This is a genomic window from Vibrio sp. 10N.222.54.A3, from assembly GCF_041474095.1.
GTDB classification, from domain to species: Bacteria; Pseudomonadota; Gammaproteobacteria; order Enterobacterales; family Vibrionaceae; genus Vibrio; species Vibrio crassostreae_C.
On sequence record NZ_JBFRTN010000047.1, the window covers coordinates 25,664 to 42,026 of the forward strand.

Sequence of the window (16,363 nt, forward strand, 5' to 3'; positions counted from 1 at the left end):
ATCACAAAACAATCAATCAAATCAAATATTTAACTAAATTCTTAACTAAAAATAAGATAGATATAGAGTGCGAGAATAACAACTAAATGCATAAGGAAGCATAATTATGAATGACGCAATTCAACAAGCTCGCATACAAAACAAAATGAAAAATCCTATGATAGCGCTACTGTTAGGTTTTGTAATACCAGGAGGCGCTCAGATGTATGCAGGGAGCGTCATGTGGGGAGTTGTTAACTTAATTCTCATCGTAGTTTGCGCGATCACCGTTATTGCTTCTCCAGTATCATTTATTTTATGGATAGTTTCGCTTTTCCTAGGTTACAAGGGCACCAAAGCTTATAACGATTCAGTTCTTGATAAAGCAGAATCTGCAGAATCATAATCAATAAATGTTGATAGTCTAACTTCACTAGGCTATCAACATTTAAGTTCCACTCATAGTCAATAACACTGACCACTTGCAAGGCCACATCATCAGCAGATGTGGATTACAACATACCAAGTTCAATACCTACGAAAATATCTAGATCGCCCTTAGACACGGCAAAAGGAATAGAAGATGCGCCTACGTGCTCAACTCTCGCGTTAGGGATTAGCTTTTTGATGTCACGTTCGTATCGGATAAACAGCTCGTTGCAAGCCGCTTGGTATTGTTCCGCGGGGTAAAATTTCATATATCCTCACTCCGAATCACAAACTATTGAACACACCAATTGCTAACAGAAGCAACACGATGCTAATAGCTCCGATATAAGAGATTCTGGTTCGCTCTTTTTCAGTTGGAATCAATGGGGGGAAGCGCCCTAGTGTGAATGCTTTACAGACTATCCAGCCAGATCCGTAACCAATGAACTCAATCAATATCGACTGAAACAGATACCTAAAGAATGAGCTCAATGCCCTAAAATACGCGACTATCAAGTCTTCCATTTTTTGTCCTAACTAAAGTCAATTTGGACTAAAAATGCCATGGGTAGAGATTCATATCAAGGACCTTATACAGGACTGCGCACGCAATGAATCAGTTTAAACGTAAGTACTTACTATCGACATGCAATGATTCACAGAGTCTTCTTTCTCACCAACAGGCGCAACATAGTGAATTGCAGCTTCGGCATGTGCTTGGTCTGCGAGTTTACTGATAACCCATGCTGCTAGATATTTGGATGACAAGCAGCCGCCTGCTGTAGCAATGTTTCCTTCCGCATAAAACGGCTGGTCCAATATGGTCACACCGGATTCAATTACCCATGGCTTCGTTATTAAATCAGTACAGGCTGGAACTTGATTCAGTAACCCCAATACCGACATCAATAAAGTCCCTGAGCATTGACCACCAATCAATTGTGTTTGTGGATTAAGGTTTAACCTTGAGAGTAATTTATCATCTTGGGCGACATCGCGGGTCAACATGCCACTACCAAACAACACCGCATCAGCAGTATTGGCAAACTCCAAAGGTTGCTGAGATTGAATTGTGACTCCATTCATTGAAGTCACTGATTCTGTAGGGCTAGTAATCTGCACATTCCAGCCAAACTCTTTCATACGGTTCAAAATACCCGAGGCGATGAAAGAGTCCAGTTCGTTAAATCCGTCAAATGTTAGTACAGCAATATCCATATTTATCCTTTCCTAAATCACTACACTTACGACTATTTTTCAAATAGTTAGTCGCAACGCCCTTTGATATTACCAACAAACATGTTTGCGCCGTTAAAGCCACCAAAACCATTTATCGATTTAGTGTAAACCACTTTTTCTTTCTCAGGGTAAACAGCCCAAGTCTCAACAGTTGATTTGCCGTCAGTACCAACATCTGCGCAAATTAGAGTGGATGAACCAACCTGAAAGCAATTCATATTATTTGGAGATACGCTACTTTCCTCACCTTTAAACTCAACGATGAACTTTTGAGATGAAATACCATCTTTATCAATTTCAAAGCTTTCAAATTGACGAGTAGAAAAACCTTTGAGATCACCTACAACAAAGCAACTAGCTTGTACTGTAAATGACAATAGGGCCCAAACAACAACGATATATTTCATCTCTTCTCCAGAGCGCTAACAGAAGTTAATTCGGCTCACTTTAATCCACATATGCACCTAGAGTCACCAACTGAATGATAAATCTGCATTCCCTTTGTCCCAAAAACAAAAAGCCCCCAGTTATAGGAACCGGGGAAACAGGGTGGGATGAGTTTGGCGCGTGCCCGTAAACCAAACTCTCCCCAAGCCTCACCTAAGACTCATGCTCTTAGGTAAAGGATTTACATCATTATTGAAGCGTAGCGCCTTGCTCTACCCAAGTGCCGATGAGTGCGCGTTCTTCGTCGGTCATTTGAGTCATGTTGCCGAGCGGCATCACCTTGGTTGTTACGGTTTGAGCAACAATCCTTGGTACGTTGGCTTTAATCTCTTCTGGGGTATCAAACATCACACCGGCTGGCGCAGCAGCAAAAGCGGCGTGGCTCGGGGTTGATGAGTGACACACAGAACAGCGCTCTTGAATGACTTTGTTGATGGTTTCAAAGCTTACACCTGCGCTAGCCGTTTGCATTGCGTGGTCTGCAGGTACAACTGGGGCATCTGCCGAAGTTGAAGCTGTGCTGTTCGAAACAGCCTCTTCTGTCGCCGATTCCGTCGCGCTTACTTGCACTTCTTGAACCACAGGTGCTTGCACAACCGGAGTCATCTGCTTTTTCGCATAAGGTGAGGTCACAAACGCGAGCGTGATCATACCCAATGCCGCTACAGGTACAGTCCATGCAAACTTCTGGCTACCATGACGCGTGTTGAAGTAGTGACGCACCAAGATACTGAAGATCGCTAAGCCAGCAAGGATCAGCCAGTTGTATTCCGAGCCATAAGTGCTTGGGAAGTGGTTACTGATCATGATGAACAGCACTGGCAGTGTCATGTAGTTGTTGTGACGAGAACGCAGTAGACCTTTCGCTGGCAGTGCAGGATCCGGTTCGCGCTTCTCTTCAATCGCTTTCACCAAGTTACGCTGTGCAGGCATGATAACGCGGAATACGTTACCCACCATGATGGTACCAATGATTGCACCCACATGAATGTAAGCACCACGGCCACTGAACACTTGAGTTAGGCCGTACGTCGCAGCGACGAGCAGCAAAAACAGCACAACGCCAAGCAACACGGGGGTTTTACCTAAAGGCGAGTCACACAGTAAGTCGTAGATAAACCAACCAGCAACGAATGAACCAATACCAATCGCGATTGCCGTTGTTGAATCAAGGCCAGAGCCCGGTGCAATCAGGTAGATTTCAGCGTTAAGGTAGTAAACCACACCCAGTAGACACACACCGGTGATCCACGTGAAGTAGGCTTCCCATTTGAACCAGTGCAGGTGCTCTGGCATCTCTGGTGGCGCAAGTTTGTACTTCTCTAGGTGATAAATACCACCGCCGTGAATTGCCCATAAGTCGCCTGAAAGGCCAGTTTTTGGGTTTACTCGGTTAAGGTTGTTCTCTAACCAAACAAAGTAAAATGATGCGCCTATCCATGCAACACCAACAATCATGTGAGCCCAGCGTATTGCTAAGTTCAACCATTCTGTAATATGCGGATCCATAATAAACTCCTGTATCACAACGCTTTAGCTAAGCGTTGCTCTTCCTTGTTGTCTTCCGTTGGCATATCTTCCAAATGCAATGCCACTAGGTCGTTCTCAAAATAAACTTCATCACAGTTATGTCCTTCTCCGCCTCTATCGACGATCAAGAACTGGTCTTGATCGGTGAGGGCGATCACTGGGTGATGCCACACCCCTTTGTGATAGTTCACTCCTTGACGACCGTTGCTCAAGAAAGCTCGGCTATTGGCTAATGTTGGATCGTCGCCTTTTGGCGCAACAACAATTAAATAGGGTTGACCAAGTAATGGAATGAATGCCTGAGAGCCAAGTGGATGACGCTCTAACATTTTGATGGTCAGTGGGTAGCTCAACGGTGTGGCTTGGAAGATGCTGATGATGGCTTCTCCATCTTGGTCTTGCACATCCGTTGTCGCTAGCTTGTGGTAGCGACGTGTTGATCCACTATTGATCATGAAGAAATCACTATTATCGGACTCGATAACATCGCCAAACTCTGCAAAAGCCTGCTTGGTTAACGGTTCGATAGATAAACGACGTATTCCATTACTCATACTCATTTCCTTACCTATTTCGCTTTCGTACCAAACAGACGCAAACGGCTGATACCACCATCTGGGAATATGTTTGCACGTACGTGGGTAATCGCACCAAGGTCGTTTACCTCAGAAATGAATTCGTGAATCTCATGCGCTTGCAGCTTTTGTGCTGGCAAGAGTTCACGCCAAAATAGGCTTTGTGTTTCCACTTGGTCGTCGGTGCCACCTTTCACGTAAGCCGCTTGGATTGAGCAGCTGTCTGGGTAGTTACCTTTGAAGTGTGCCGTATCCACAACGATACGTTCGATATTACCTGGGTGGCCTAATGCCACGATTACCCAATCGTTACCCGGTGTGCGACGACGTGCTGTTTCCCAGCCATCACCCATGTTTTCACCACGGCCTGGGCCTAAGATGTTGGCTTTGTTACCGTAGTGCTCATCGCTACATGCGAGTGCTCGGCCACCGTGTTCAACGGCTGCTAGGTCAACTTGTTGCTGAGAATCTATTGCGTCCCAATCCACGCTTGGTCGGCCATAAACACGTAGACGTGCGACACCGCCGTCTGGGTAGATGTTCAAACGTAGGTGCGTAAATACTTGGTCACTTTCGATGTCTTCAAGATGATGATGATCACCCTGTAGTGCCATTGAAGGCAGAATTTCTTGCCACTCTGTTGAATCTGTTGGCTCACCTTGTGGTGAATAACACGCGTCGATTGATGCCGAAGGTGGGAAGTTACCTGTGAAGAATGAGGTATCAATATCAACGCCAGCAATGGTGCCAGCTAGGCCAAGGCGAACGACACAGTAGTCGTAACCTTCGCCGCGTTTGCGTCTGCTTTCCCAGCCGTCCATCCACTTGCCGTTGTCGTCATATAAGTCGTCTTTCCACTCTGGCGCTGCGTGGCTGAGTAGACGGCTTTTATCTGCGAAAAAATCGTCGGTTGCGAAGATAGCTTCTGCGCCGAGTTTTTCGTCTGCAAGGTTTATGTACTGTTCAAATTTATGGGTCATGTCCGTGTAATCCTATGAAATTAATCAAGTAATAATAAAATGAGAACTTAGTGGCTTAGGTTTTTACAAATCAAACCTTTAACGCACTAAGACTGGGCTGAGATAGCTGTTAACTCCGTTAACTTACATATCCCAGAGACGAAACATCGCGATCTTGTTGATCTCTTGAATCGCCGTAGCAAACTCAGTTTCACTATCATTTCCTAATCGCATCTCGAACGACTCAAGAATTTGGTAACGATTGGCTCCCTTCACCGCCATGATAAAAGGGAAATTGAAGCGACTTTTGTAGCTGTTGTTGTAAGAAGTGAATTTTTCAAATTCTTCGGCGCTGCACTGGTCGATGCCCGCCCCCGCTTGTTCTTTGGTCGACGACTCGGTGAGTTCGCCGTTTACTGCTGCTCTGCCCGCTAAATCTGGGTGAGCATTGATCAAAGCCAACTGTTTGCCTTGGTCGGCATTTAACAAGGTTGATGCCATTTTTAGATGAAGATTCTCGATATGATCATCTTCGGCATTCAAACCTTGGTCATAAACCGCTTCAGCAACCCATGGGCTGTGTTCGTACACATCAGCAAAGTGCGCGACAAAGGTATCGCGGTTCATGGTTGTTGGTTGGCAAGATCGAAATTCAGTCACGTTAAGCCTCCTTGCTGTTCGTTCTAATTTTGTTGTTCGTTGTATGGGTGATGTTGGTGCCAGTGGTTGGCGATATCGATTCGACGACATAGCCACACGCTGTCATGCTGTTTTACGTAATCTAAGAAACGTCTTAATGCAGCAATACGACCGGGACGACCAATAAGACGACAATGCAGTCCTACCGACATCATTTTCGGTGCGGTTTCGCCTTCCATATAAAGGGTGTCAAAAGTGTCTTTTAAATACTGGAAGAACTGCTCACCAGAGTTGAAGCCTTGCGCTGTTGAAAAGCGCATATCGTTTACATCGAGTGTGTAAGGGATCACCAATTGTGGATGACCGGTTTCGGTGTGCCAATAAGGTAGGTCATCATCATAGGCATCGGAGTCGTAAAGAAAACCGCCCTCTTCTGCTACCAAGCGACGCGTATTTGGCCCCGTTCGACCGGTATACCAACCTTGTGGTCGTTGACCCGTCACTTGTTGGATAATCTCAATCGCCTTGGTCATATGATCACGCTCTTCTGACTCATCAATGTATTGATAGTCTATCCAGCGATAACCGTGGCTACAGATTTCGTGACCTGCTTCTACCATGGCTTTAGCTACGTCTGGATGACGCTCAATGGCCATCGCGACCGCAAATACAGTCAGTGGAATTTCATATTCATCGAACAAGCGAAGAACACGCCACACACCCGCTCGGCTACCATATTCATAGATGGATTCCATGCTGATGTGACGTTCGCCTTTGATCGGTTGTGCTGACGGGATCTCTGAGAGAAAGGCTTCAGACTCGTCGTCTCCATGTAACAAACAACGCTCACCGCCCTCTTCATAGTTCAATACAAAAGAAACCGCGACGCGCGCATTACCTGGCCATTGAGGGTTTGGAGGATTAGCTCCGTAACCGATCAAATTTCTTGAATAATCCTTATTCATCCAAGTACTCCTAACATAAGTGGTTGGCTTAGCCGCTCTTTAACTGAGTCACCAAATGGATTCTCGATAAACAAAGCAACCTTACCCCTGTACATTTATTGTATACAATTATTTATCTCAATGTAAAGATTTTGTTACTCAAGTTAAATTTACGCACATCATTCATTTAAAAACAATAAGTTAACAAAAAAGCAAGCTCACCAAAAAACGATAGTCAAGATCTATAAATTCAGAAAAAACGACACAATGGTTAACATTTTCCCAACAATTAGCTTTACTAATTGTGTACAGTTCGTACATAGTTAGTGATAACAAAGTGACCAGTTGCATTCTTTGCAAGGTCGAAGCAGACAGATAAACCACGGAACAGAGGAGCGCCAAAAGCGCTATTAAAGGACTATGGGAAGACTAACAACACACGTATTAGACACGACTCACGGCTTACCGGGTGCAGAGATCAAGGTAGAGCTTTATAAGGTCAATGAAGACTCAACAGAAAAGCTGGCGACGGTAATCACGAACTCCGATGGCCGAACCGATGCGCCGATTCTGGCAGGGAATGATTTCCGACCGGGGAAATATCAATTGGTGTTCTACGTTGCGGATTACTACAAAAGCAAAGGTGTGGAATTGGATGGTGTGCCTTTCCTAGACGATGTGGTTATTCGTTTCGGCTTAGATGATCCAGAAGCGCATTATCACGTTCCTCTTCTTGTCTCGCCTTACAGTTTCTCAACCTATCGGGGCAGTTAGTCTCGTGACCTAGAACTTCGAACTAGGCTCAATCACCAAATCATAAACAAATTCACGTGTACACCCCAAAAGGTGTGCACTCACTAAACACGCTCATATAAAAATACTAACAACGTTATTAGTTAGAAGTTGATGACTAAACAACAGATAACTAAAGAAATAGCGGCTAGGAAAAAACCTTAAAACTTAATATTGAAATCTCGCTGTATTCAATAAATGGATCACAACATAAAAGGACTTGCTGACATGAGTGAGAGTAAAACAGAAATACTCAACCAAGATGCGAATAACGGATTTTTAGAGAAACTCTTTAAAATTAAGGCCCACGGAAGCAGCGTAAAAAATGAGTTGGTCGGTGGTGTCACTACCTTCGCTACCATGGCTTACATTATCTTCGTTAACCCACAAATAATGGCCGCTTCTGGCATGGATTCAGGTGCGGTATTCGTCGCAACCTGTATTGGTGCAGCTATCGGTTGTTTGTTAATGGGGTTATTTGCGAACTGGCCTGTCGGCCTTGCGCCGGGCATGGGCTTGAATGCCTTTTTCTCATTCACGGTAGTAAGCGAAATGGGCTACAGCTGGGAAGTGGCACTGGGTGCGGTGTTTATCTCAGGTATCTTGTTTGTCGGGATGAGCTTCTACAAAGTCCGCCAATGGATCATTGAAAGTATCCCTGTGAGTTTACGTTACTCCATGACTGCGGGCGTTGGTTTGTTCTTAGGTCTAATTGGTCTTAAAACAGCAGGCATCGTCGTCGAAAACCCAGCAACACTGGTGTCACTAGGTGACTTCACTAAACCTGAAGCGCTACTGGCCGCTATCGCTTTCCTTATCATCGCTGTTCTTAGTGAGCGTAAAGTATTTGGTGCGGTGTTAATCGGTATTTTGAGTGTAACGCTCGTCGGTATGATGCTTGGCTTAGTGCATTACAACGGCTTCTTCGCGGCGCCACCAAGCTTAGCGCCTACGTTCCTAAAAATGGACATTATGGGCGCTCTCGATGTTTCAATGATCAGCGTTATCTTGGCTTTCCTTTTTGTAAACATGTTCGATACCGCGGGTACTTTGATGGGCGTGGCTGAGCGTGCAAACCTAACTAACCCTGAAACAGGAAAAATTGAAGGCCTAAGCAAAGCGCTTAAAGCCGACAGTATCTCAAGTGTGGCAGGTGCGTGTGTGGGTTGTCCGCCAGTAACCAGTTACGTAGAAAGTGCAGCGGGCGTTGCAGCAGGCGCACGAACAGGCCTATCTGCGATTGTGGTTGGTGTGTTGTTCTTAGCGGCAATTTTCCTATCTCCACTTGCTGGCATGATCCCCGCTTACGCAACCTCTGGCGCGTTAATTTACGTAGCGTTCGTGATGATGAGCAGCATGCAGCACGTTGATTGGAAAGACTTCACCAACGGTGCTCCCGCAGCCATTACAGCGTTAATGATGCCTCTGACCTTCTCTATCGCGAATGGTATCGCACTGGGTTTCATTACCTACACAGTGCTGAAACTGGCGACAGGCAAAACAAAAGACGTCTCGATTTCGATGTACTTCTTAGCGGCTATTTTTGTCGCGAAGCTCGTGTTCATCGGTTAATCACCCAACGTAACTATCGCTTGGCTTGTTCGCAGGCCGAGCTATCAAGTCACATGCTAGAACAACATTTTTAAGAAAAAGCTAATTGTGCTAATCAGCGGAACACACAAATATCCGCTCGGTTAGTGCACCTTTTTTATGACCCTACGCAGTTTGTAGAAGTCATTATTTGACCGCCAATCGCCTGTAAACGGAAACACAGGCAGAGGAATATCAAATGAAACTTCTGTACACCCTAAATGAAAGACCGCCTCACGGCTTAACCTTCCTACTCGCATTACAGCACATGCTCGCCTCGATTGGTGGCATCGTCGCTGTTCACCTTATTGTCGGCGCGTCAATTGGCTTGCCTAACACCGAGATCGTTTCGCTGATCAATGCTGCGCTGCTGGCGTCAGGTATTGTGACCGTCGCTCAATGTCTCGGTTTTGGCCCTGTTGGTATTCGGCTGCCCGTTGTGATGGGTTCGAGCTTTGCCTTTTTGGGCGTCGCCATTTCAATCGGCAATGAAGGCGGTGTCGCCGCGATCATGGGCTCAGCGCTTATCGGCTCGTTCGTGGTGATTGGTGCCAGCTTCTATATGGACAAGGTTCGGAAACTGTTCCCAACCGTGGTAAGTGGTGTAGTGGTTACCTTAATCGGCTTAACCATTTTACCGGTTGCCATGAACTGGGTCGGAGACTCTCCTGCCAACACAGAACAATTCGCCACGCTGCCAAAGCTGTTTCTAGCACTGATCTCTTTGGGGATTGTGGTTGGCGTATCGGTTTACTGTAAAGGCGCGTTTGCCGCTTCGGCCATCGTGATTGGTTTAGCGGGCGGTTACATTGTGGCGCTATCACTCGGCATGGTCGACCTTGAGCAAATCAGCTCTGCCGCTTGGGTTGGCGGACCTGAGCCCTTCAAATATGGCTTTACCTTTTCTGCGAGTGCCATCATCAGCATGAGCTTGGTGTACATCGTGGTTATCGCCGAAGCAACAGGTGACTTCATGGCTCTGGGTAATAACTGCCAAACCCAAGTCAGCGGTAAAGATCTAAAACGTGGACTGCTAGGCGATGGCCTTGGCAGTACCTTATCTTCAATTTTAACGGCAATGCCATTGGCGTCATTCAGTCAGAACGTTGGTATTGTAGGCATCACAGGGGTAGCAAGTCGCTATGTAGTGGCTGCAACCGGTGGTTTACTAATTTTAGGTGGTTTATTCCCGAAATTAGCCGCTATTGCCGTCACGATTCCGAAACCTGTTCTAGGTGGTGTGGGTTTTGTGATGTTCGGAATGATTGCCTACGCGGGTATCCGCATGTTGATCAAGGCCGCAGACACCAAGCGAAATGCCTTGGTAATCTGTGTTGGTTTAGCGTCTGGCTTAGCCGTCACTTTCGAACCAAGGTTGCTGCAACACTTGCCCCATGACCTTGCGAACTTTCTTCACTCTGGCATTACAACAGGCACCATCATGACGGTTCTTCTAAACCTTGTGTTGCCGAAATCTTCACGAGCAGAAAAGCAAGAAGCGCTGGCCGAAAGCCAAGCGCAAGTTGAGCTAGAAATGAAAGAACAAGCTGAAGAAGAGTTACAGTCAAACGACCAATTAGAGATTCAGCAAGCAAGCACAGAAGCAGATGTTCAAGCGGCATCAGAAAACCCTGAGCCAAAAACGAACTAACTGGTTCACTGACTAACGTAAGCCGATTTTCACAGAATCAGGGCTGATTAGAGCATTGAACGTTTTAACGCCCTGATTCGAATTTATCTTTCAACAGCAAATACCAATAAAGACCCTCTTCCCTGAAAAGGCTGAGATGGCTAAGGACTACTATGAATGGAAACCATCTGGATTAAGAATCCTCTCGCAATCTACACTGGCTCACTGGCTGATGCAGAAGGCGGTATTGTCATTAAAGGTAATAAGATCATTGAATTGGTTGGTAAACACAAAGAACCAACCTTACCCGTAGATTACAGCGTCGACGCCTCTCGTCATGTTGTGACTCCTGGGCTTATCAATACGCACCACCACTTCTATCAAACCCTAACGCGTACCTACCCCGGCGCACTGAATAAAGAACTCTTCCATTGGCTACAAAGCCTCTATCCAGTTTGGGCCAACCTCGATTCGGAGATGATGAGCCTTGCCACAGAGTTAGCTCTGGTTGAGTTGATGATGTCGGGCTGTACCACAGCGTCAGACCATCATTACTTGCTGCCAAACGGGCTAGAGCACGCCATCGATTTACAAGTCGAGGCCGCAGAGAAACTGGGTGTAAGGGCGATATTCACGCGCGGTTCCATGAGCCTTGGGGAAGATGAAGGTGGGCTACCTCCACGACACACCATTCAAACCGAACAGACCATCATTGATGACAGCCAACGCTTGATTCGCGATTACCACCAGCGCGATGAAGGGGCGATGATTCAAATCGCACTCGCGCCTTGTTCGCCGTTCTCAGTCACCACGGATCTAATGAAAGAGACCGCCAAGATCAGTGAGCGTGAGAACGTGATGATGCACACTCACCTATGCGAAACGCTCGATGAAGAGGACTTCTGTATCGAGAAGTTCGGCCTACGCCCTGTCGATTACTTAGAAGATGTGGGTTGGCTAAACGAACGAACTTGGCTTGCTCATGGTATTCACTTCAATCCAGAAGAGATCAAGCGCTTGGGTAAAGCAGGCATTGGCATCAGTCATTGCCCGACGTCCAACATGATGTTGGCTTCCGGTATTTGTAAGAACAACGATCTTGAAGCCGCTGGCGTAAAAGTCGGGCTAGGTGTTGATGGTTCCGCCTCGAATGACGGTTCGAACATGATTGCCGAAGTGCGCATGGCGATGTATCTACAGCGCCTGCAGTATGGCTCTGCCAACGTTTCACACTTCGACGCACTGCGCTGGGCAACATCAGGCTCTGCACGCGCAATGGGTAGAACGGATATCGGTACACTAGAAGTCGGAAAACAAGCCGACATCGCGATGTTCAAACTCGATGATATTCGTTTCTCTGGCAGCCACGATCCACTGGCTGCACTACTACTTTGTGGAGCTCAACAAGCGGATAAAGTGATGGTAGCCGGAAAATGGCGAGTTAACGATGGAGCAGTAATTGGAGTAGACATGGAGCGACTGATGCACCGCCACCACGCTGCCGCAATGAAGCTAGGTAAACTGGCGATGAATAATTAAATACTCTCTAACTAGAAAAGCGAAAAAAGGCCGACGTGATGTCGGCCTTACTTATTCATTCACAGCCCCGTCCTCAATGTGTAAATACATTTCAGGAAGGGACATTATAAGCACGAAAAGAATATCTACAATGACCTTTATATTAAAATACAATGTCTTAACTCAAATCCTAAACAACTTCCAGAATAATTTTCTCAAGCTTATCTAAGCCTTCGCTGAGTACTTCAGATTCAATAGTTAATGGTGGAAGCAGACGAATTACATTCGCTTTTACACCACACGAAAGCAGAATAAGACCATTTTCTTGTGCTTTCGCTATCACAGCTTTAGTTAAGTCCTGCAATGGCTTGCCTGACTCTGGATCAGTAAACTCAATAGCCATCATCGCTCCAGTGGTACGTATTTCACCAATAGCTGGAACCGATTCCTGTAGCTTGCTCATACGGGCATTCACAACCTCACCAATGCCCATTGCTTTAGCACACAATTGCTCTTCTTCGATAATTTTTAGGACTTCTAAACCAGCCACACACCCCAACGGAGAGCCAGCGTAAGTACCACCTAAGCCACCTGGTAGTGCCGAATCCATAACACCGGCTTTTCCCACTACTGCTGAGATAGGGAAACCACCCGCAATACCTTTTGCCATTGTTATCATGTCGGGTTCAATGCCCAGATATTCAGTGGCAAACATTTTACCCGTGCGCGCAAAGCCCGTTTGAATTTCATCCGCGATAAGCATAATGCCGTATTTGTCACACAACTCACGCAGGCCTTGAGCAAACTCCGCGGGGGCTTGATAGAAACCGCCTTCACCTTGCACAGGCTCAAAGATTATCGCCGCCACGCGTGATGGCTCAATATCACACGCAAACAAATCATCGAGCGCTTGCAGGCTTTGTTCTGTGCTTACGCCATGAAAAGCATTTGGGTAAGGTGCATGAAATATTTCATTTGGAAATGGGCCAAAGCCCGCTTTGTAAGGCGCGACTTTACCAGTTAGCCCCATGGTCATATTAGTACGGCCGTGGAAGCCACCTTTAAAAGCAATCACACCACTGCGGCCAGTATGAGCTCTCGCTACTTTCACAGCATTCTCAACCGCTTCAGCTCCTGTTGTCAGGAAAATCGCTTTTTTATCACTGTCACCGGGGGCGAGTTCTGTGAGCTTTTCTGCCAGTTCAACAAAGGAGGCATAAGGCGTCACCATAGCACAAGTGTGTGAAAAGTTATCCAGTTGAGCCTTTACCGCTTCGTTGATACGCTTATTTGCATGCCCTGTATTCGTTACCGCGATACCAGCAGCAAAGTCGATATATTTATTTCCATCCACATCCCACACGTGAGCATTCTCTGCTTTTTCGACATAAAGTGGGTACAGTGCGCCCATGCCTTGAGCGATAACTTCGCTTCTTCTTTGATGTAGTTGTTGATTTGTCATTGTCATGTCCTTTGATTAGTTGCCGCCAAAGCAGAGATATTTGATGCTCATGTATTCATCGATACCTTGTTTTGCCCCTTCACGCCCGATACCGGACTGCTTAACTCCACCGAAAGGGGCTACCTCGGTAGAGATCATGCCTTCGTTAATTCCTACCATGCCGTACTCCAGTGCTTCTGCTATCTTCCATACACGGTGGATATTTTGGCTATAGAAGTAAGACGCTAAGCCATAGATAGTGTCGTTAGCCATTTCGATAAGCTGTTGGTCATCATCAAATTTGATCACAGGAGCGACGGGGCCAAAGATCTCTTGCGAGATAATATCCATATCATGCGTAACGTTTTTGAGAACGACAGGTTGCATGAATAGACCATCAAGAGTTTTCGGCTCAGTAACTGGTTTCGCGCCCTGTTCGATTGCGCCGTCAATGAGGGACTGAATACCTTGTTTTGCTGATTCGCTGATTACCGGACCAACATTTACACCCTCTTCTAGACCATTGCCTACTTTAAGCTGCTGCACTGCTGCATCGAATTTTTCAACAAACTCATCGTACACCTTGTTATGTACATAAAAACGGTTAGCGCAGACGCAAGTTTGACCGGCATTACGAAACTTAGACGCCATTGCACCAAGCACAGCCGCATCAATATCTGCATCATCAAATACGATAAATGGTGCATTTCCACCGAGCTCCATTGACGTTCGCTTGATGTCGTTTGCACTTTGCTGCATCAGCACTCTTCCAACTTGCGTAGAGCCCGTGAAAGAGAGCTTACGAATCAGAGGATGTGAGGTAAAAATACCGCCAACTTGACGAGAATTCGCGCCCAATACCACTTGCAGTACATCACGAGGAATGCCCGCTTGATATGCTAGCTCAGCTACAGCAAAAGCAGATAAAGGTGTGGATTCAGACGGCTTCACAATAAAACTACAGCCAGCCGCAAGTGCTGGACCTGCCTTACGAGTTATCATTGCAATAGGAAAATTCCACGGAGTAATCGCACAAGCTACTCCAATAGGTTGTTTCATAGTTACAAGGCGTTTGTCGCTACTTGGCGCTGGAATTGTCTCACCATAGGTACGCTTCGCTTCTTCAGCAAACCACTCGATAAAGCTTGCGCCGTACAACACCTCACCTTGTGCTTCTGCCCATGGCTTGCCTTGCTCTAACGTCATCAGGCGACCGAGATCTTCCTTGTTATCAAGTAACAACTGATACCATTTTTGTAGTAAACCAGAACGGGTTTTGGCTGGCAGCAAAGCCCACTCTTTTTGCGCGAAGCTTGCACGCTCGACCCCATCTAAAATGTCATGTTCAGACGACACTGGTGCATAACCAAGTATTTCACCCGTCGCGGGGTTACTTACAGCAATACCTTGGTCTTGATTTAGCACCATAAACGACAGCAATGATTGATTTGTAATTTGTTGCATGGGGATTCCTTTTGACAGCTTTACCTTGGCGTCTACTGATAGTTACCCTACCAAGCAGAAAACCAATAGTTCATTGTTTTAATAATGGTTTTCCTAAGCAGGGATCTGCTGAGTAATGCAGTGGATGTTACCTCCACCCAGCAAAACCTCACGCGTTGGTATACCAACGACTTGATGTTCAGGCATCGCTTGCCGCAATATTTTTATTGCCTGCTCGTCAGTTCTATCATCGAGCAATGGCAAAAACACATAACCATTCGCGATAAGAAAGTTGGCATAAGAAGCACTTAACCTTTCCCCTGCATCACGTGTCATTCCATCACTTTTATCAATTCCGCTTGCTTCTGCTTCGCTATAGTGCAAAGGCCCTGGCAACGGTAAACGGATGATTTCAATCTCTCGACCTTTAGCATCAGATTGATCTTTTAACACTTGTTCCGCCTGACGAGATAATGCGAATTGTGGGTCTGATGGATCATCTGTCCAACTCAATACCACTTTCCCCGGGGCAATTACATGCATCAAATTATCAACATGTCCGTCAGTTTCATCATCGAATAGTCCTTTAGGCAGCCAAATGACCTTTTCAATACCTAGATATTCTTTGAGATGTGTTTCTATCTGTTGTTGATTCAACTCAGGGTTGCGTCCCGGACTAAGCAAACACTCTTCTGTTGTATAGAGCGTACCTTCGCCATCAGTATGAATTGAGCCCCCCTCTAAAACGAATGGGGCGTTGTAGTGATCAATTCCGATAATGTCACATACTGAGCTAGCCACTAGGTCGTCCTGCTGCCAGTTTTCATAGAGGCCATTATAGTCACCACCCCAAGCGTTAAACTGCCAGTTGATTCCACGACGCTCGCCGTCTTGATTCACCAACACTGTGGGCCCAATATCACGCATCCACGCATCATTGAATGGGATTTCAACAAGCCGAATATCTGAATTAAGCAATGTTCTCGCCTTATCAAATTGCTTCGCACTCACGGCGACACAAACCTTAGTCACTTCTGCTATTGCATTCGCAATGCTAGCGAATGTTTGCTGGGCAGGAAGGGCGTTATCACGCCAATTGTCTCGTCTTTCTGGCCAAGCCAACCAAACTTCTTCAATAGGATGAAACTCAGCTGGAAAGTAGAACCCATCTTGCAGTGGTGTTGTCGATAACTGCATAGTCTGCCCCT

The 16,363-nt window shown here is 46.2% G+C and carries 16 protein-coding genes and 1 pseudogene; 5 read left to right on the top strand and 12 right to left on the bottom strand.

All coding sequences use genetic code 11. From position 1 onward, the window contains the following. Positions 1-106: 106 nt before the first annotated feature. A complete protein-coding gene (locus AB4507_RS11255) occupies positions 107-385 on the top strand; it encodes a hypothetical protein (RefSeq protein ID WP_102351827.1) in 279 nt (92 codons plus the stop codon). A gap of 109 nt (positions 386-494) precedes the next feature. On the opposite strand, the pseudogene AB4507_RS11260 reads toward AB4507_RS11255, so the two are convergent. The 9 genes and pseudogenes from AB4507_RS11260 to puuE all read right to left on the bottom strand — a co-directional run. Beyond that, a pseudogene (locus tag AB4507_RS11260) lies at positions 495-677 on the bottom strand (GrpB family protein); the annotation flags it as partial. A 16-nt stretch (positions 678-693) separates the two neighbouring features. Next, positions 694-933, bottom strand: a complete 240-nt coding sequence (locus AB4507_RS11265; RefSeq protein ID WP_102541776.1) for a hypothetical protein — start codon at positions 931-933, stop codon at positions 694-696. Between the two features lie 96 nt (positions 934-1,029). After that, a complete protein-coding gene (locus tag AB4507_RS11270) occupies positions 1,030-1,626 on the bottom strand; it encodes a DJ-1/PfpI family protein (protein ID WP_372128091.1) in 597 nt (198 codons plus the stop codon). A gap of 47 nt (positions 1,627-1,673) precedes the next feature. Beyond that, on the bottom strand, positions 1,674-2,054 hold the full coding sequence (locus tag AB4507_RS11275; protein ID WP_102431652.1) for a hypothetical protein: 381 nt from the start codon (positions 2,052-2,054) through the stop codon (positions 1,674-1,676). A 229-nt stretch (positions 2,055-2,283) separates the two neighbouring features. Continuing rightward, positions 2,284-3,603, bottom strand: coding sequence for a urate hydroxylase PuuD (locus AB4507_RS11280; RefSeq protein ID WP_372182683.1), 1,320 nt, complete (start codon positions 3,601-3,603; stop codon positions 2,284-2,286). A 14-nt stretch (positions 3,604-3,617) separates the two neighbouring features. Then, entirely contained in the window at positions 3,618-4,178 is a 561-nt protein-coding gene (locus AB4507_RS11285; RefSeq protein ID WP_372182684.1) for an ureidoglycolate lyase, read from the bottom strand. Positions 4,179-4,192: 14 nt separating this feature from the next. Beyond that, positions 4,193-5,179, bottom strand: a complete 987-nt coding sequence (gene alc / locus AB4507_RS11290; RefSeq protein WP_017069066.1) for an allantoicase — start codon at positions 5,177-5,179, stop codon at positions 4,193-4,195. A 123-nt stretch (positions 5,180-5,302) separates the two neighbouring features. Continuing rightward, positions 5,303-5,818 carry a 2-oxo-4-hydroxy-4-carboxy-5-ureidoimidazoline decarboxylase gene (uraD, locus tag AB4507_RS11295; protein WP_017061596.1) on the bottom strand — a complete coding sequence of 172 codons (516 nt, stop codon included), beginning with the start codon at positions 5,816-5,818 and terminating at the stop codon, positions 5,303-5,305. A 23-nt stretch (positions 5,819-5,841) separates the two neighbouring features. Further along, positions 5,842-6,762, bottom strand: coding sequence for an allantoinase PuuE (gene puuE / locus AB4507_RS11300; RefSeq protein ID WP_008220988.1), 921 nt, complete (start codon positions 6,760-6,762; stop codon positions 5,842-5,844). A 399-nt stretch (positions 6,763-7,161) separates the two neighbouring features. Between puuE and uraH the strand changes: the two genes are divergently transcribed. The 4 genes from uraH (at position 7,162) to AB4507_RS11320 (ending at position 12,292) form a co-directional block, all read left to right on the top strand. Beyond that, positions 7,162-7,515: a hydroxyisourate hydrolase gene (uraH, locus tag AB4507_RS11305; protein ID WP_004732855.1), complete on the top strand. Its 354-nt coding sequence runs from the start codon at positions 7,162-7,164 to the stop codon at positions 7,513-7,515. A gap of 246 nt (positions 7,516-7,761) precedes the next feature. Beyond that, positions 7,762-9,105 carry an NCS2 family permease gene (locus tag AB4507_RS11310; RefSeq protein ID WP_372094609.1) on the top strand — a complete coding sequence of 448 codons (1,344 nt, stop codon included), beginning with the start codon at positions 7,762-7,764 and terminating at the stop codon, positions 9,103-9,105. 217 nt (positions 9,106-9,322) lie between these two features. Beyond that, positions 9,323-10,774 carry a nucleobase:cation symporter-2 family protein gene (locus AB4507_RS11315; RefSeq protein WP_372182687.1) on the top strand — a complete coding sequence of 484 codons (1,452 nt, stop codon included), beginning with the start codon at positions 9,323-9,325 and terminating at the stop codon, positions 10,772-10,774. Between the two features lie 156 nt (positions 10,775-10,930). Then, positions 10,931-12,292: an 8-oxoguanine deaminase gene (locus tag AB4507_RS11320; protein ID WP_372182689.1), complete on the top strand. Its 1,362-nt coding sequence runs from the start codon at positions 10,931-10,933 to the stop codon at positions 12,290-12,292. 169 nt (positions 12,293-12,461) lie between these two features. Here AB4507_RS11320 and gabT read toward each other — a convergent pair whose 3' ends face one another. The 3 genes from gabT to aguA form a co-directional block, all read right to left on the bottom strand. Beyond that, positions 12,462-13,733: a 4-aminobutyrate--2-oxoglutarate transaminase gene (gene gabT, locus AB4507_RS11325; RefSeq protein ID WP_017065005.1), complete on the bottom strand. Its 1,272-nt coding sequence runs from the start codon at positions 13,731-13,733 to the stop codon at positions 12,462-12,464. Between the two features lie 15 nt (positions 13,734-13,748). Continuing rightward, positions 13,749-15,176: an NAD-dependent succinate-semialdehyde dehydrogenase gene (locus AB4507_RS11330; RefSeq protein ID WP_017065006.1), complete on the bottom strand. Its 1,428-nt coding sequence runs from the start codon at positions 15,174-15,176 to the stop codon at positions 13,749-13,751. Positions 15,177-15,269: 93 nt separating this feature from the next. After that, positions 15,270-16,352 (bottom strand): agmatine deiminase, encoded by a 1,083-nt coding sequence (aguA, locus tag AB4507_RS11335; RefSeq protein ID WP_372182691.1) that lies wholly within the window; start codon positions 16,350-16,352, stop codon positions 15,270-15,272. Positions 16,353-16,363 lie beyond the last annotated feature (11 nt).

Excerpts from the sequence above, each read along its gene's own strand:
- AB4507_RS11255 (WP_102351827.1), top strand. The coding sequence starts at position 107 with ATGAATGACGCAATTCAACAAGCTCGCATACAAAACAAAATGAAAAAT.
- AB4507_RS11265 (WP_102541776.1), bottom strand. The coding sequence starts at position 933 with ATGGAAGACTTGATAGTCGCGTATTTTAGGGCATTGAGCTCATTCTTT.
- AB4507_RS11270 (WP_372128091.1), bottom strand. The coding sequence starts at position 1,626 with ATGGATATTGCTGTACTAACATTTGACGGATTTAACGAACTGGACTCT.
- AB4507_RS11275 (WP_102431652.1), bottom strand. The coding sequence starts at position 2,054 with ATGAAATATATCGTTGTTGTTTGGGCCCTATTGTCATTTACAGTACAA.
- AB4507_RS11280 (WP_372182683.1), bottom strand. The coding sequence starts at position 3,603 with ATGGATCCGCATATTACAGAATGGTTGAACTTAGCAATACGCTGGGCT.
- AB4507_RS11285 (WP_372182684.1), bottom strand. The coding sequence starts at position 4,178 with ATGAGTAATGGAATACGTCGTTTATCTATCGAACCGTTAACCAAGCAG.
- alc (WP_017069066.1), bottom strand. The coding sequence starts at position 5,179 with ATGACCCATAAATTTGAACAGTACATAAACCTTGCAGACGAAAAACTC.
- puuE (WP_008220988.1), bottom strand. The coding sequence starts at position 6,762 with ATGAATAAGGATTATTCAAGAAATTTGATCGGTTACGGAGCTAATCCT.
- uraH (WP_004732855.1), top strand. The coding sequence starts at position 7,162 with ATGGGAAGACTAACAACACACGTATTAGACACGACTCACGGCTTACCG.
- AB4507_RS11310 (WP_372094609.1), top strand. The coding sequence starts at position 7,762 with ATGAGTGAGAGTAAAACAGAAATACTCAACCAAGATGCGAATAACGGA.
- AB4507_RS11315 (WP_372182687.1), top strand. The coding sequence starts at position 9,323 with ATGAAACTTCTGTACACCCTAAATGAAAGACCGCCTCACGGCTTAACC.
- AB4507_RS11320 (WP_372182689.1), top strand. The coding sequence starts at position 10,931 with ATGGAAACCATCTGGATTAAGAATCCTCTCGCAATCTACACTGGCTCA.
- gabT (WP_017065005.1), bottom strand. The coding sequence starts at position 13,733 with ATGACAAATCAACAACTACATCAAAGAAGAAGCGAAGTTATCGCTCAA.
- AB4507_RS11330 (WP_017065006.1), bottom strand. The coding sequence starts at position 15,176 with ATGCAACAAATTACAAATCAATCATTGCTGTCGTTTATGGTGCTAAAT.
- aguA (WP_372182691.1), bottom strand. The coding sequence starts at position 16,352 with ATGCAGTTATCGACAACACCACTGCAAGATGGGTTCTACTTTCCAGCT.